Annotated in this window: 13 protein-coding genes; 9 read left to right on the top strand and 4 right to left on the bottom strand. The window is 60.4% G+C overall.

Annotated elements, in window-relative coordinates; genetic code table 11:
• Positions 1-24: 24 nt before the first annotated feature.
• Positions 25-603 carry an HD domain-containing protein gene (locus IC609_RS07730; protein WP_191818819.1) on the top strand — a complete coding sequence of 193 codons (579 nt, stop codon included), beginning with the start codon at positions 25-27 and terminating at the stop codon, positions 601-603.
• A 70-nt stretch (positions 604-673) separates the two neighbouring features.
• Here IC609_RS07730 and htpG read toward each other — a convergent pair whose 3' ends face one another.
• The 3 genes from htpG to IC609_RS07745 all read right to left on the bottom strand — a co-directional run bounded on the left by htpG (position 674) and on the right by IC609_RS07745 (position 4,385).
• Positions 674-2,641 carry a molecular chaperone HtpG gene (gene htpG / locus IC609_RS07735; protein ID WP_191818820.1) on the bottom strand — a complete coding sequence of 656 codons (1,968 nt, stop codon included), beginning with the start codon at positions 2,639-2,641 and terminating at the stop codon, positions 674-676.
• A gap of 84 nt (positions 2,642-2,725) precedes the next feature.
• Entirely contained in the window at positions 2,726-3,634 is a 909-nt protein-coding gene (locus IC609_RS07740; protein ID WP_191818821.1) for a pseudouridine synthase, read from the bottom strand.
• Positions 3,635-3,656: 22 nt separating this feature from the next.
• Entirely contained in the window at positions 3,657-4,385 is a 729-nt protein-coding gene (locus IC609_RS07745; RefSeq protein WP_191818822.1) for a Crp/Fnr family transcriptional regulator, read from the bottom strand.
• A 156-nt stretch (positions 4,386-4,541) separates the two neighbouring features.
• Between IC609_RS07745 and IC609_RS07750 the strand changes: the two genes are divergently transcribed.
• From IC609_RS07750 to IC609_RS07785, 8 genes are all read left to right on the top strand, one after another.
• Positions 4,542-6,488, top strand: coding sequence for an AMP-dependent synthetase/ligase (locus tag IC609_RS07750; protein ID WP_191818823.1), 1,947 nt, complete (start codon positions 4,542-4,544; stop codon positions 6,486-6,488).
• A complete protein-coding gene (locus tag IC609_RS07755) occupies positions 6,485-7,267 on the top strand; it encodes an ABC transporter ATP-binding protein (protein WP_191818824.1) in 783 nt (260 codons plus the stop codon). Before IC609_RS07750 ends, IC609_RS07755 begins: the two co-directional genes overlap by 4 nt.
• Before the next feature lie 11 nt (positions 7,268-7,278).
• A complete protein-coding gene (locus IC609_RS07760; RefSeq protein ID WP_191818825.1) occupies positions 7,279-8,208 on the top strand; it encodes a branched-chain amino acid ABC transporter permease in 930 nt (309 codons plus the stop codon).
• Positions 8,209-8,217: 9 nt separating this feature from the next.
• Complete coding sequence (locus IC609_RS07765; RefSeq protein WP_191818826.1) at positions 8,218-9,294, top strand: branched-chain amino acid ABC transporter permease; 1,077 nt, start codon at positions 8,218-8,220, stop codon at positions 9,292-9,294.
• A 55-nt stretch (positions 9,295-9,349) separates the two neighbouring features.
• Positions 9,350-10,672, top strand: coding sequence for an ABC transporter substrate-binding protein (locus IC609_RS07770; protein WP_191818827.1), 1,323 nt, complete (start codon positions 9,350-9,352; stop codon positions 10,670-10,672).
• 123 nt (positions 10,673-10,795) lie between these two features.
• Positions 10,796-11,605 carry an ABC transporter ATP-binding protein gene (locus tag IC609_RS07775; RefSeq protein WP_191818828.1) on the top strand — a complete coding sequence of 270 codons (810 nt, stop codon included), beginning with the start codon at positions 10,796-10,798 and terminating at the stop codon, positions 11,603-11,605.
• A gap of 54 nt (positions 11,606-11,659) precedes the next feature.
• On the top strand, positions 11,660-12,922 hold the full coding sequence (locus IC609_RS07780) for a phenylacetate--CoA ligase family protein (protein ID WP_191818829.1): 1,263 nt from the start codon (positions 11,660-11,662) through the stop codon (positions 12,920-12,922).
• Positions 12,923-13,033: 111 nt separating this feature from the next.
• A complete protein-coding gene (locus IC609_RS07785) occupies positions 13,034-14,011 on the top strand; it encodes a tripartite tricarboxylate transporter substrate-binding protein (protein ID WP_191818830.1) in 978 nt (325 codons plus the stop codon).
• Between the two features lie 70 nt (positions 14,012-14,081).
• Here IC609_RS07785 and IC609_RS07790 read toward each other — a convergent pair whose 3' ends face one another.
• Positions 14,082-15,056, bottom strand: a complete 975-nt coding sequence (locus IC609_RS07790; protein ID WP_191818831.1) for a glucokinase — start codon at positions 15,054-15,056, stop codon at positions 14,082-14,084.
• Positions 15,057-15,232 lie beyond the last annotated feature (176 nt).

A 15,232-nucleotide genomic window follows, 5' to 3' on the forward strand; every position in this document is an offset into this window, starting at 1 on the left:
GGCGTCTCAAATGCAGGAGCCCCCATGAACGACCGTGCCCAATTTACCCGCATGCAGGACAGCACCCAGCAGGACTGGCAGCTGATCGCAGGCGAGTTCATGCAGTTCACCAAGACGCTGCCCGATCGGGTGATGGCGCATTTGAAGCTGCTGGACGGTGACTACGGCGGCTTTCCGGTGGACCGCTACACCCACTGCCTGCAGACCGCCACCCGGGCCCTGCGCGATGGGCGTGACGACGAATACGTGGTGTGCGCCTTGCTGCACGACATCGGTGACACGCTCGGCAGCTTCAACCATCCGGACATCGCCGCCGCCATCCTCAAGCCCTTCGTGTCTGAAGCCAATCTTTGGATGGTGCAGAACCACGGGATTTTTCAGGGCTACAACTTCTTCCACCACATCGGCATGGACCGCAACATGCGTGACATGTTTAAAGGCCATCCCCACTACGCCCGCACCGAAGAGTTCATCGCGCTCTACGACGACCCGGCGTTTGATGCCCATTACGACACCCTGCCCATCGAAAGCTTTGAGCCGATGTTGCGCAAGGTGATGGCCCAGCCTGTGAATTCGGTCTACAAGGACGCTTTGAAAGCCTGACTTTCAAAGCAGCAAAGCAAAAGGGGCGGCACCCAAAGGTGCGGCCCCTTTTGTTGGAGGTGCGCGCGGATCAGCTCAGCAGCGCATTCACCCGCTTCACATAAGCCGCCGGGTCTTCGGGCAAGCCGCCTTCGGCCAGCAGGGCCTGGTCAAACAGGATGTGGGCCAGGTCATGGAAGTGCACCGAGCCGTCGAGCTTCTTGACCAGCGCGTGCTCGGGGTTGACCTCCAGCACGGGCTTGACTTCAGGGGCTTGTTGCCCGGCCTGCTTGAGCATGCGGGCCAGTTGCATGCTCATGCCGCCATCGGTCACCACCAGGCAAGCGGGGCTGTCCACCAGGCGGCTGGTCACGCGCACGTCTTCGGCTTTGTCTTTCAGCGCTTCTTTCAGCTTGGCCAGCACGGGCTTGAAGCTTTCGGCGGCGGTTTCGGCCGCTTTCTTTTCTTCTTCGTCCTGCAGCTTGCCCAGGTCAAACGCACCCTTGGCCACGCTTTGCAGCGGCGTGCCGTCGAACTCGTGCACAAAGTTCAGCGCCCATTCGTCCACGCGGTCGGTCATCAGCAGCACTTCGATGCCTTTTTTCTTGAAGACCTCGAGTTGCGGGCTGTTCTTGGCGGCCGCCAGGGTGTCGGCGGTGATGTAGTAAATCGCGTCCTGGCCTTCCTTCATGCGGGTCTTGTAGTCGGCCAGGCTCACACTGACGGTGTCGCTGGTGGTCGACGCGAAGCGCAGCAGCTTGGTCAGGCGGTCCTTGTTGCCGAAGTCTTCACCCAGGCCTTCTTTCAGCACTGCACCGAACTCGGCGTAGAACTGGGTGTATTGGCCGAGTTTGGCTTTGTCTTCTTCACTCAGGACATCCGTCACACCGTCCGTGCTATCAGGGGCCTTGTCGTGCTTGGCCAGGTCTTCCAGCATCGACAGCACGCGTTTCGTGCAGCCTTCGCGGATGGCCTTGACGTCGCGGCTTTCCTGCAGCAGCTCGCGGCTCACGTTCAGGGGCAGGTCGGCCGAGTCCACCACACCTTTGACAAAGCGCAGGTAGCTGGGCATCAGCGCCTCGGCATCGTCCATGATGAACACGCGTTTGACGTACAGCTTGATGCCCGCCTTCTTGTCGCGGTTCCACAGGTCGTGCGGTGCCTTGCTCGGGATGTACAGCAGTTGCGTGTATTCGGTGCTGCCCTCCACGCGGTTGTGTGTCCAGGTCAGCGGCGCTTCAAAGTCGCGGCTGATCTGTTTGTAGAAGTCGGCGTATTGCTCGTCGGTGACGTCTTTCTTGGGGCGGGTCCACAGGGCGCTGGCCTGGTTGATGGTGTCCCATTCGCCGGTCTTGACCATGCCGCCGGGTTTGCGCCCACCGTTTTCATCGTTCGGGTCGATCAGCTCGCCATCTTTCCACTCTTCCTTTTCCATCAGGATGGGCAGGCTGATGTGGTCGGAGTATTTGCCGACGATTTCCTTGAGCTTCCAGGTGTTGGCGTATTGCAGTGCGTCTTCGCGCAGGTGCAGGATCACGCTGGTGCCCCGCTCGGCGCGGGTGATGGCTTCGACTTCAAAGTCTCCCGTGCCGCCGCTGATCCAGCGCACGCCGTCTTCGGGTTTGGCCCCTGCGCGACGGCTTTCGACGGTGATCTTGTCGGCCACGATGAAGCCCGAATAAAAGCCCACACCGAACTGGCCGATTAGCTGTGCGTCGGCTTTCTGGTCGCCGCTGAGCTTGCTCATGAAGTCTTTGGTGCCGCTCTTGGCAATCGTCCCCAGGTGGTCGATGGCTTCTTGCGCTGTCATGCCGATGCCGTTGTCGCTGATGGTCAGCGTCTTGGCCGTCTGGTCAAAGGTCAGCCGCACCTGCAACTCGGGCGCGTCTTCGTACAGGGCGTTGTTGTTGAGGGCTTCAAAGCGCAGCTTGTCGCAGGCGTCCGAGGCGTTGGAGATCAGCTCGCGCAGGAAGATTTCCTTGTTGGAATACAGCGAGTGGGTGACCAGGTGCAGCAGTTGTGCGACTTCGGCCTGAAAGGCATGGGTTTGCTTGCTCATATCGATTCAAAAGGTCAAAAACAAAAGATCAAAAAACCAAAACGCCCCGCAGTTGGGGGCGTCTGGCAGGGTTTCAAGAGGGGGTCAGAACGACTCGTTGGGCCCCAGATACCGCCAAGTGCCCGCAGGCATCTGGCCCAGCTGCACACGGCCCATGCGGATGCGCTTGAGGCCGACGACTTTGAGGCCCACTTGTTCGCACATGCGGCGGATTTGGCGCTTCTTGCCTTCGGTCAGCACAAAGCGCAGCTGCTCGGGGTTTTGCCACTCCACTTTGGCAGGCTTGAGCGGCTTGCCGTCCAGGCTCAGGCCGTGGCGCAGGCGCTCCAGTTGGGCTGCCGGGAACACAGCCTGCACATTGCTGGTCACGCGATCGTTCTCGTCGATGCTGCTCAGCTGTGTGGCCTTGCCGCCGTAGGTGGCGGACGCTGCTGACGCGGCGGCGGTGTTCTCGTGCCCGGTGTAGGCCACGCGCACCAGGTATTCCTTCTCCATCTCGGAGTCTTCGCCAATCAGCTGGCGTGCCACGCGGCCGTCCTGTGTCAGCACCAAAAGACCGGTGGAGTCGATGTCCAGGCGCCCGGCCGGGGCCAGGCCGCGAAGTTGCGGCGGTGTGAAGCGCAGCTTGGACGGGTCGCCCATCCAGTGGCTGCGCGGGTTGATGAGGGTGATGGCCGGTTCGTGCCCGTCTTCGGCCTGGCCGCTCACATAGCCCATGGGTTTGTGCAGCAAGATGGTGACCCGCCGCTCTTGCTGCTGCTCGGCCGCTTTGTCCACGGTGATGCGGTCCGACAGGGTGACTTGCTGGCCCATGCTGGCGGGCTGGCCGTTGACCTTGACCCAGCCTTGCTCGATCCAGGCGTCTGCCTCGCGGCGCGAGCACATGCGCAGCTCGGCCATGCGTTTGTTCAGCCGCTGGGTGCCTGTGGCCGAGGCGTCGGCGCCTTTGCCCTCAGGACGGGGTGCGCGTTTGAAAGCCGGAGTGGGGTTCATAGGGGGTGGTGCTGGAAAAACTTCAAGGATTGTCGCCGCTTTGCTTGAACACGGTCTGGCGCAAGCCGTCCAGGTTCAGGATGCGCAGGCCACCGTATTCGACGCGGATGAGCTGCTGGGCTTCGAGCACGCGCAATGCCTCGTTCACCCGCTGGCGCGACAGCCCCGCCAGATAGGCCAGCTCTTGCTGCGTGATGCGAAGCACCTCGCCCACACCGGAAAACAGCACGGGGTTGAACAGTGCCGCCAGATTGCGGGCGACCTTGATCTCGGGGTTGTTCAGGCGATCCACCTCACGGGCCGCAATGAACTGACCCAGGCGTTCGTTGAGCTGGCTCATGATGAAGCGGTTGAAGCCGATCGAGTGGTCCAGCAGCCAGTGGAAGGTGTCGACCGGCAAGCCCGCCACCACGCTGGCGCGCAGGGCCTGGATGTTGTAGCGGTAGCTCTCGCGCTTGAGTGCCGTGCCTTCGCCAAACCAGCCGCCCGGCGGCACGCCGGTGAAGGTCATGGTGTGACCTTGTTCGTTGTCGCTGCTCATCTTGAGCAGACCCGAGATGACGCCAAACCAATAGGTGACCGGACGCCCCACGCGGCACACATAGTCGCCCGCCTGCGGATCGCTCACCACCAGCTGGGGCACGATCTGCGCCCGTTCATCGGCTTGCAACAGGGCCAGCCAGGGAATTTGGGTCAATTCGCTGGGGGTAGGAGGTCTGCGACGTTGGTAAACGCTGGGTGGGGTGCTCATGGGCGGTGTGGCCGCGTCAGTCGGCTGTCAGTTGCGCTAGGGGTCTACCCTGAATTGTCGTCGAAACGACAACTTGACGTCAAACTGAGGCATAGCATCCGTTCAAGTTCAGCTGCAGTCACTTTTTCTGCAGTGCTTTTGGAGACAGGCTACGTGATGCAAACAACGTTTCCCCGATTGATGCTCAAGCATGCTGCGGAGCGCCCAGCGGCGCCCGCCTTGCGTGAAAAGGAATATGGCATTTGGCAAACCACCCCTTGGGCGGATTTGGCCAAACTGGTCGAGGCCATTGCCTGCGGCTTGCACCAGGCGGGCTTGCAGCGCGGTGAGCACATGGTCATTGTGGGCTCCAACCGACCCCGTCTGTCGGCCACCATGCTGGCCGCACAGTCGCTGGGCGCCATTCCCGTGAACCTGTACCAGGACGCGGCAGCGCCCGAGTGCGTATTCCCCATCAACAATGCCGAAGTGCGTTTTTGCGTGGTGGAAGACCAGGAGCAAGTCGACAAGATGCTGGAAGTGCGTGAGCAATGCCCGCAGCTGGCACACATTTTTTATGACGACCCGCGCGGCCTGCGCAACTACGTGGAAGATGGCCTGGGTTCGGTCGACGAGCTGATCGCTGCGGGCCAGGTGTTCATGGTGCAGCATCCCCAGTTTTTCCACCTCGAAGTGGAAAAGGGCAGCAGCGACGATGTCGCCGCGATGTTTTTCACCTCGGGCACCACGGGCAATCCCAAAGGCGTGGTGCACACGCACGGCACCTTGATCGACCGTGCGCAAGCCGGTGCCGAGTTCGACAAACTGACCAGCGCGGAAGACGTGCTGGCGTACATGCCGCCCGCCTGGATCGGTCAGAACATCTTCAGCTACGCCCAGTGGCTGGTGTGTGGTTATGTGGTCAACTGCCCTGAGTCGGGTGCCACGGTGACCATCGATTTGAAAGAAATCGGCCCCACCTATTACTTTGCGCCTCCCCGCGTGTTCGAGGGCATGCTCACCAGCGTCATGATCCGTATGGAAGATGCAGGTGCTTTCAAGCGCAAAATGTTCCATGCCTTCATGAACGTGGCCAAGAAAGTCGGCCCCGCACTCATGGATGGCCAATCCGTGGGTCTGGTGGATCGCCTGAAATATGCCTTGGGCAATTTCATGGTGTACGGCCCGCTGCGCAACAACCTGGGTTTCAGCCGAGTGCGCGTGGCCTACACCGCGGGCGAGGCCATTGGCCCGGACTTGTTCACTTTCTACCGCTCGATCGGCGTGAACATCAAGCAGTTGTACGGCTCGACCGAGACTGCCGTGTTTGTCTGCCTGCAACCCGACAACGAAGCGCGTGCCGACACCGTGGGCGTGCCGTGCAAAGGGGTGGAGATCAAGGTGGCCGACAACGGCGAGATCCTGGTCAAGTCGCCAGGCTTGCTCAAAGGCTATTACAAGAACCCCGAAGCCACGGCCGAAGTGTTGACGGCCGATGGCTGGTACCACACCAGCGATGCAGGCTTCATCGACAACCATGGGCACTTGAAGATCATTGACCGTGTGAAAGACGTGGGTCGCCTCAAAGGCGGCGCCAACGATGGCGCCATGTTCGCGCCCAAGTACGTCGAGAACAAACTCAAGTTTTTCCCCTTCATCAAGGAGGTTGTGGCGTACGGTGACCAGCGCGAAAAAGCCTGCGTGATGATCAACATCGACTTCGACGCCGTGGGCAACTGGGCCGAGCGCCGCAACCTGCCTTATGCCGGTTACACCGATCTGGCCCAAAAGCCTGAGGTGTACCAGCTGATCAAGGACTGCGTCGAAAAGGTCAATGCCGATCTGGCCGAGGACGCCTTGCTGGCGGGCAGCCAGGTCAGCCGCTTCCTGGTGCTGCACAAAGAACTGGACGCCGACGACGGCGAGTTGACCCGCACCAACAAGGTTCGCCGCGGCTTCATCGCCGAGAAGTACCAGCCACTGGTTGACGGCCTGTATGACGGCAAGACCGAGCAGTTCATTGAGACCGTGGTCAAGTTTGAAGACGGTCGCACCGGCAGCGTGAGCGCCACGCTCAAGATTTCGGATGCGAAGACATTCACCCCTGTGAAGGCAGCAGCATGAGTAAAGTGATTGGTGACGTCATCCTCGACGTCCAGAACATCAGCCTCCGGTTCGGTGGCGTGAAAGCCTTGACCGACATTTCCTTCAACGTGAAGGAACACGAGATCCGCTCGATCATCGGCCCCAACGGTGCAGGCAAAAGCTCGATGCTCAACTGCATCAACGGCGTGTACACGCCGCAAGAAGGCTCGATCACTTTCCGTGGTCAGACCTTTGACCACATGAACAGCCGTCAGGTGGCCGAGATGGGCATTGCCCGCACGTTCCAGAACCTGGCTTTGTTCAAGGGCATGAGCGTGATCGACAACATCATGACCGGTCGCAACCTCAAGATCAAAAGCAATATCCTGATGCAGGCTTTGCGCGTGGGCCCAGCAGCCCGCGAAGAAGAGGCGCACCGCGAAAAAGTCGAGCACATCATCGATTTCCTTGAAATCCAGGCGTTCCGCAAAACCCCCGTGGGCCAGTTGCCCTACGGCCTGCAAAAGCGCGTGGACCTCGGCCGTGCCCTGGCCATGGAGCCCCAAGTGCTCTTGCTCGACGAGCCCATGGCCGGTATGAACCTGGAAGAAAAACAGGACATGTGCCGCTTCATCCTCGACGTGAACGACGAGTTTGGCACCACCATCGTGCTGATCGAGCACGACATGGGCGTGGTGATGGACATTTCGGACCGTGTGGTCGTGCTCGACTATGGCAAGAAGATCGGTGACGGCGAACCCGAAGAAGTGCGCAACAACGAAGACGTGATCCGGGCTTACCTCGGCACCTCTCACTGAGCGGAGACATCATGGGATTTTTTCTTGAAACATTGATTGGCGGTCTGATGGCCGGCATGCTGTATTCGCTGGTGGCTTTGGGCTTTGTGCTCATTTACAAGGCTTCGGGGGTGTTCAATTTCGCGCAGGGTGCGATGGTGCTGTTTGCAGCGCTGGCCATGGCCCGCTTTGCCGAGTGGGTGCCCCTGTATGCCGGCATCACCAGCCCACTGGCGGCCAACCTGATCGCTTTTGTGCTGGCCGCAGGCGTCATGTTCCTCGTGGCCTGGGTGGTTGAATACCTGGTGTTGCGCCACCTGGTCAACCAGGAGGGCACCACGCTGCTGATGGCCACATTGGGCATCACTTATTTTCTGGACGGTCTGGGTCAGACCATCTTTGGCAGCGACATCTACAAGATCGACGTGGGCATGCCCAAGGACCCGCTGATGGCGTTCCAGAGTGTGTTCGAAGGCGGTCTGCTCATCAGCCAGGAAGACCTGGTGGCGGCCGTGATCGCGGCGGCGCTGGTGGCAGCACTGAGTGTGTTTTTCCAGAAAACCAGTACAGGTCGTGCGCTCCGTGCGGTGGCCGATGACCACCAGGCGGCGCAGTCGATTGGCATTCCGCTCAACCGGATCTGGGTCATCGTTTGGTGCGTGGCGGGTGTGGTGGCTTTGGTGGCCGGCATGATTTGGGGCTCCAAGCTGGGTGTGCAGTTCTCGCTGTCCACGGTGGCGTTGCGTGCCTTGCCCGTGGTGATTTTGGGGGGCCTGACCTCGGTGCCGGGCGCCATCATCGGGGGTCTGATCATCGGTGTGGGTGAGAAGCTGTCCGAAGTGTTCCTCGGCCCATATGTGGGTGGTGGCATCGAAATCTGGTTTGCCTATGTGCTGGCGCTGGGCTTCTTGCTGATCCGCCCACAAGGTCTGTTCGGCGAAAAAATCATCGACCGCGTGTAAGGGAAAAATATGTTCTACAGAGAAAACGGTCAATTCAAAACGTCGTACAACGCGGACCAGCAGATCTTCCCGATCGCGCAGGACCGCTGGGGTGTGCTGCTGCTGGTGGCGCTGGCCTTCATTGCCGTCCCGTTTGTGGCCGACGAATACATGTACCGCGCCATCCTGATCCCCTTCCTGATTCTGTCGCTGGCGGCTTTGGGGGTGAACATCCTGGTCGGTTACTGCGGTCAGATTTCGCTGGGTTCTGGCGCCTTCATGGCGGTGGGGGCCTATGCGGCCTACAACTTCTTTGTGCGCGTGGAGGGCTTGCCCCTGATCGTGTCGCTGCTCATGGGTGGGGTATTTGCCACGCTGGTGGGTATTTTCTTCGGCATTCCGAGCTTGCGCGTCAAGGGCCTGTACCTGGCCGTGGCCACCTTGGCGGCGCAGTTCTTTTGCGACTGGGCGTTCCTGCGCATCAAGTGGTTCACCAACGATTCGGCTTCGGGCACCGCTTCGGTGTCGGACCTGAGTGTGTTCGGTTTGCCTGTGCAAACACCTCTTCAGAAATACCTGTTCTGCTTGAGTTTCCTGGTGGTGTTCGGCCTGCTGGCCAAGAACCTGGTGCGCAGCGCCATCGGCCGCGAGTGGATGGCTATCCGCGACATGGACGTGGCCGCCTCGGTGATCGGCATCCGTCCCATGTACGCCAAGCTCAGCGCTTTTGCGGTCAGCTCGTTCATCGTCGGTGTGGCGGGTGCCTTGTGGGCCTTTGTGCACCTGGGCTCCTGGGAGCCTGCGGCGTTCTCGGTGGACCGTTCATTCCAGCTGCTGTTCATGGTCATTCTGGGGGGCATGGGCTCCATCATGGGCAGCTTCTTTGGTGCGGCCTTTATCGTGATCTTGCCGATCGCCATCAATCTGGTGTTGCCATTGCTGGGCAGCATGGTGGGCATTGAGGTCAGCACGGCGGCTTTGACGCATGCCGAGCAGATCATTTTCGGTGCACTGATCGTCTGGTTCCTGATTGTGGAGCCGCACGGTCTGGCCAAACTCTGGTCCGTGGCCAAACAAAAGCTGCGTCTCTGGCCTTTCCCTCACTGATTTCCAGTCGTTCCTTTTTCCCTTCGCTTCAACTTTTCTAACAGGAGACAAATCCATGAAGTTTCGTCAACTCGTTTTGGCCGCTGCTGTGGCTGCCGCTGGTGTGACCAGCGCACTGGTGCCTTCGCTCGCATCCGCGCAAGCCAAGGAACAGTTCTTCCCCGTGCTGCCTTACCGCACAGGTGCTTATGCGCCCAACGGTGTGCCATGGGCCAACGGCTATGCCGACTACCTCAAACTGATCAATGCCCGCGATGGCGGTATCAACGGTGTGAAGATCACTTTCGAAGAGTGCGACACCGCCTACGCCACCGACCGTGGTGTGGAGTGCTACGAACGCCTGAAGGGCAAAGCCCAGGGCGGCATTTTCCAGCCGCTGTCGACCGGCATCACTTTCGCCCTGACTGAAAAAGCGCCCACCGACAAGAACCCGCTGATCACTGGCGGCTACGGCCGCTCCGAGTCCAGCGATGGTCAAGTGTTCAAGTGGAACTTCCCGCTGCAAGGCACTTACTGGTCGGGTGCTGACATCATCATGCAGCACATCACCAAGAAGGAAGGTGGCAACATCAAGGGCAAGAAGATTGCGCTGGTGTACCACGACAGCCCTTACGGCAAAGAACCCATCCCGCTGCTGCAGGAGCGCGCCAAGATGCAAGGCTTTGACCTGCAGTTGCTGCCTGTGACTGCGCCAGGCGTGGAGCAAAAAGCCACCTGGCTGCAAGTGCGTCAGGCCCGTCCTGACTACGTGCTGCTCTGGGGCTGGGGCGTGATGAACTCTGCTGCCCTGAAAGAAGCTGTGGCCACCGGCTATCCCCGCGAAAAAATGTATGGTGTGTGGTGGTCGGCAGCCGAGCCTGATGTCAAGGACGTGGGCGAAGCCGCCAAGGGCTACACCGGTCTGGTGGCCACTGGCGAAGGCGGCAAGGTCATTGCCGACATCAAAACCCATGTGCACGGCAAAAAGCAAGGCACAGGTCCTGCCGAAGAAGTGGGCACCACTTTGTACAACCGTGGTCTGGTCAGCGCTGCTTTGGCCGTCGAGGCTGTGCGTCAAGCCCAGTCGCGTTACGGCAAGGGCAAGGTCATGACGGGTGAACAGATCCGTTGGGGCCTGGAGAACCTGACCTTGGACCAAAAAGCGCTGGACAAGCTGGGCCTGGGCACCGTCATGCAGCCTCTGAGCACATCTTGCCTGGACCATGAAGGCTCGCGCTCTGCCCGTTTGCATACCTGGGACGGCAAGAAGTGGAACTACGTGTCTGACTGGATCGAGGCCGATACCTCCATCATCAAGCCTCTGGTCAAGCAATACGCCGACAAGTACGCCGCAGAGAAAAAGCTGACACGCCGCACGCCTGCGGACTGCCAGTCCTGATGGCATCCACCCCACCGCGCCAGCGGTGGGGCAGTGGCTGCTCTGTGTGCAGCCACCAAATGGAAGTCCCGCGTGCGAGGTTTCCGTTTGGGTGAACCCTTGAAAGTTGAATAGGCAAAGACCATGAGCGACAAAAACATTGTTCTGAACGTCAACGGCATCGAAGTCATTTACAACCACGTCATCCTGGTGCTCAAGGGCGTGTCCCTGCAGGTGCCCGAACAAGGCATTGTGGCTTTGCTGGGCGGCAACGGTGCGGGCAAGACGACCACGCTGCGTGCCATCTCCAACCTGCTCAAGGGCGAGCGCGGTGAGGTGACCAAAGGGTCCATCGAGTTCCGTGGCGAACGCATCGAGAACCTCTCGCCTGCCGACCTGGTCAACCGCGGCGTGGTGCAGGTCATGGAAGGTCGACACTGCTTTGCCCACCTGACCATCGAAGAAAACCTGATGACCGGCAGCTATACCCGCACCGACAAGGGCGAAATCGCGGCCAACCTTGAGAAGGTCTACAACTACTTCCCACGCCTCAAGACGCGCCGCACCTCGCAAGCGGCCTACACCTCCGGCGGTGAGCAGCAGATGTGCGCGATTGGTCGCGCCTTGATGTCCAACCCCAACATGGTCTTGCTCGATGAGCCTTCGATGGGCCTGGCTCCTCAGATCGTGGAAGAGGTGTTCAACATCGTGAAGGACTTGAACGAGAAGGAAAAGGTGACTTTCCTGATCGCCGAGCAGAACACCAACATGGCACTCAAGTACGCCGACTACGGCTACATCATGGAGTCCGGTCGCGTGGTGATGGATGGTGCTGCCGAGTACCTGCGCACCAACGAAGACGTGAAAGAGTTCTACCTGGGTGTGGGCGGCGGCGAGCGCAAGAGCTTCAAGGACGTCAAGAGCTACAAGCGCCGCAAGCGCTGGCTGGCTTGATGCGCATGCATTGACCCTCGCCATCATCTTCTCAGAAGTACCCGAAAGAATCGCATGACCCATCATCTCGATGCGTTGGAAACCCGCGTCCCCGAAGTCCGCGAAGCGGCGCTCATGGCGGCTTTGCCTGCACAGATCGCACATGCGCAACAACACAGCGCGGCTTTTGCGGACATCCTCCAGGGCGTAGACGCCCAAGCGGTGAACTCCCGCGCTGCACTCGCCCAACTGCCGGTCACGCGCAAATACGAGTTGCTGGAGCGCCAGCAAGCGCAGCGTGCCCAAGACCCGTTTGGTGGTTTTGCGAGCATTGGCTGGAAGGGCATGGTTCGCTCTGCGGGCGTTCGCCGCGTGTACCAGTCGCCCGGCCCGATTTACGAGCCCGAAGGCCACGCGCCCGACTACTGGCGCGCTGCCCGCGCCATGGCGGCAGCCGGCTTTGAGGCTGGTGACCTGGTGCACAACTGCTTCAGTTACCACCTGACGCCTGGTGCCTGGATCATGGAAAGCGGCGCTCAGGCCCTCGGCTGCGCCGTGATTCCGGGAGGCGTTGGCAACACCGAGCAGCAGCTCGCTGCGATTGCCGACCTGCGTCCTGTGGCGTATTCGGGTACGCCCAGCTTCCTCAAGATCCTGGTCGAAAAAGCGGCTGAGGCGAATCAGAAACTGTCCATCACCAAGGCATTGGTGTCGGGCGAGGCGTTCCCGCCTTCCCTGCGTGACTGGCTGGCTGAGCGCGGCATTGCCGGTTACCAGTGCTACGCCACGGCCGATGTGGGTTTGATTGCTTACGAAACGCAGGCCCGTGAAGGCCTCGTGATCGACGAGGGTGTGATTGTCGAGATCGTTCGCCCGGGCACGGGTGACCCGGTGGCTGAAGGCGAGGTGGGTGAAGTGGTGGTCACGGTGCTGAACCCCGATTACCCGCTGATCCGTTTCGGCACGGGCGATTTGTCGGCCGTGCTGCCGGGGGCTTGCCCGACTGGACGCACCAACACCCGCATCAAGGGCTGGATGGGCCGTGCAGACCAGACCACCAAGGTGCGCGGCATGTTCGTGCACCCGGGCCAAGTTGCCGATATCGTCAAGCGTTTCCCCGAGGTCAACAAGGCGCGTTTGGTGGTCAGCGGTGAAATGGCCAATGACCAGATGGCTTTCAAGGCGGAAACCCATGCCTTGACCGACGAGGGCTTGAAAGCCCGCATCGCGGATGCGGTGCGCGATGTGACCAAGTTGCGCAGCGATGTCAGCCTGATGGCCCCTGGCAGCCTGCCCAACGACGGCAAGGTGATCGAGGACGCCCGCAGTTACCAGTGAACTCCTGGTTGTTGGTCAGGGTTTTCATGGGGTCTGGCGGTAAGTAATTTCCGCGATTCCAAGCCCCAACTTTGGTTCTAGACTGCCTGAATTGATTTTAGGAGTTTGAACATGAAGCAATGGATTGCCTTGGCCGCTGTGGCCTGTGTCTCTGCAGGCGTGCAAGCGCAGGCCTTTCCCGGGACCAAACCGATTTCCATCGTGGTGCCTTTCACTGCGGGCGGGCCGACCGACCGTGTGGCGCGCGACCTGGCCGAAGCCTTGCGCAAGCCGCTGGGCGGCGCCGTGGTGGTGGTTGACAACGCCGCGGGTGCGGGCGGCTCAATCGGTGCCAACAAGGTGGCGAAAGCTGCACCCGATGGCCACACACTGCTCTTGCACCACATCGGCATGGCCACCATGCCCACCCTGGTGCGCAACATCCCCTTCAAGGTCGACAGCGACTTCGAATACCTGGGCATGATCAACGATGTGCCCATGACCCTGGTGGGCAAGCCCAGCTTGCCTGCAGCCAACTACAAAGACCTGAGCACCTGGATCAATGCCAACAAGGACAAGGTCAACCTGGGTCATGCGGGCATCGGTTCTGCATCGCACCTGTGCGGTCTGCTGTTCCAGAACGCCATCAAAATCGACATGACCACGGTGCCCTACAAAGGCACGGCGCCTGCCATGACCGACCTGATTGGCGGTCAGATCGACCTGATGTGCGATCAGACGACGAACACCACCAGTCAGATCGAAGGCAAGAGCATCAAGGCCTTTGCCGTGACGACGACCAAGCGTCTGACCACGCCTGCACTCAAGGATCTGCCCACCCTCAACGATTCGGGACTCAAGGGTTTTGAAGTCACGATTTGGCACGGGCTGTATGCCCCCAAAGGCACACCTGCCGACATCCTGACCAAGATCAATGCGGCACTCAAAGCCGCTTTGAAGGACCCCGAGTTCGTAAAGAAGCAAGAAGGTCTGGGCGCGGTGGTGGTGACCGACAAGCGCACAGAACCTGCGGAGCACAAGAAGTTTGTCGCCGCTGAAATTGCCAAGTGGAGCCCGATCATCAAGGCCGCAGGCGTTTACGCCGACTGAACACGGCCGTTCTTTCAAAAACAAAAAAGCCGCGTCAGCGGCTTTTTTGTTGGGGGCAGGGCTCAAGGCCTCATTCGTTGTCCAGCGCATTGGCCGCGCCCCACAGGGCGGGCGATTCGCTCGCCTGAATCACCCAGACCGGGATCTTTTGCAGGTAGCTGGCGAAGCGGCCCTTGGCCTCAAAGCGGGCCCGGAAGCTGGAGCTTTCAAACCAGCCCATCAGGCGGGGCACGATGCCGCCACCCAGGTAAACGCCACCACGTGCGCCCAGGGTGAGGGCCAGATCGCCCGCCACCGAGCCCAAGAATCCGGCAAACATGTCCAAGGTCCGCAGGCAGGCCGGGTCTTTGTCTGTCAATGCGTGCTGCACGATGTCCACGGGGGTGAGGTCCGCAGCAACCCCTTGCTGCTGTACAGCCGCCAGCGCCAGATGCAAATCCACCAGGCCTTGGCCGCACAGCACGCGTTCGGCCGAGACATGGCCGTATTGCTGGCGGATGTGTTCGATCACCTGGTACTCGAGTGCCGAGTGTGCAGCCAGCGTGATGTGTCCTCCTTCGCCCGAGATCGCCGACCAGCCTGTGTCGCCGTGCGGAATCAGGCCCGACACACCGAGCCCGGTGCCCGGCCCGATCAGGGCAATGGCCGAATGCGCGCAAGGTGCTTGCCCACCCAGTTGCGTGCGTTGTTCTTCTGGCAGTGACAGCAGCGCCAGGGCCAGGGCAGTGAAGTCGTTGATGACTTTGAGCTTTTGCAGTGACAGGCGTTTTTGGAGAGCCTGGATGGAGAACGACCAATGGTGGTTGGTCATGCTGATGTGGTCACCGGTGACCGGGTTGGCGATGCCGATGCAGGCCGCCGCAGGCGTGCCGACGCCAGCACGCGCCAGATAGGCTTCAATGGCGAGCGCGATGTCCGCGTGGTCAGCGCAAGGCAATACATGGATGTGCTCCAGCGCTGCGCCTTCGTGGCTTTGCCAGCCAAAGCGGGCGTTGGTTCCCCCCACATCACCCAGCAAGCGGGGGTACAGGGTGTTGGTGCTCATGAACAAATCAAAAACATCTGTGTTTGAAAAGATGCCCCAACCCTTGCGGGCCGGGGCGATAAAGTTTCCTTGGAAGAAACGTACTCAACAACTTGTGCGTCTGGACCGCCTCTCTTGGACAGCCTCAGTTGATGAACTGCTCCGAGCCCACAATCCCCAGCTTCGTCAGCCCATTG

The sequence above is a fragment of the Limnohabitans radicicola genome (genome assembly GCF_014837235.1).
Classification (GTDB): domain Bacteria; phylum Pseudomonadota; class Gammaproteobacteria; order Burkholderiales; family Burkholderiaceae_C; genus Limnohabitans_A; species Limnohabitans_A radicicola.

Coding starts and splice junctions, on each gene's coding strand:
- IC609_RS07730 (WP_191818819.1), top strand. CDS start 25: ATGAACGACCGTGCCCAATTTACCCGCATGCAGGACAGCACCCAGCAG.
- htpG (WP_191818820.1), bottom strand. CDS start 2,641: ATGAGCAAGCAAACCCATGCCTTTCAGGCCGAAGTCGCACAACTGCTG.
- IC609_RS07740 (WP_191818821.1), bottom strand. CDS start 3,634: ATGAACCCCACTCCGGCTTTCAAACGCGCACCCCGTCCTGAGGGCAAA.
- IC609_RS07745 (WP_191818822.1), bottom strand. CDS start 4,385: ATGAGCACCCCACCCAGCGTTTACCAACGTCGCAGACCTCCTACCCCC.
- IC609_RS07750 (WP_191818823.1), top strand. CDS start 4,542: ATGCAAACAACGTTTCCCCGATTGATGCTCAAGCATGCTGCGGAGCGC.
- IC609_RS07755 (WP_191818824.1), top strand. CDS start 6,485: ATGAGTAAAGTGATTGGTGACGTCATCCTCGACGTCCAGAACATCAGC.
- IC609_RS07760 (WP_191818825.1), top strand. CDS start 7,279: ATGGGATTTTTTCTTGAAACATTGATTGGCGGTCTGATGGCCGGCATG.
- IC609_RS07765 (WP_191818826.1), top strand. CDS start 8,218: ATGTTCTACAGAGAAAACGGTCAATTCAAAACGTCGTACAACGCGGAC.
- IC609_RS07770 (WP_191818827.1), top strand. CDS start 9,350: ATGAAGTTTCGTCAACTCGTTTTGGCCGCTGCTGTGGCTGCCGCTGGT.
- IC609_RS07775 (WP_191818828.1), top strand. CDS start 10,796: ATGAGCGACAAAAACATTGTTCTGAACGTCAACGGCATCGAAGTCATT.
- IC609_RS07780 (WP_191818829.1), top strand. CDS start 11,660: ATGACCCATCATCTCGATGCGTTGGAAACCCGCGTCCCCGAAGTCCGC.
- IC609_RS07785 (WP_191818830.1), top strand. CDS start 13,034: ATGAAGCAATGGATTGCCTTGGCCGCTGTGGCCTGTGTCTCTGCAGGC.
- IC609_RS07790 (WP_191818831.1), bottom strand. CDS start 15,056: ATGAGCACCAACACCCTGTACCCCCGCTTGCTGGGTGATGTGGGGGGA.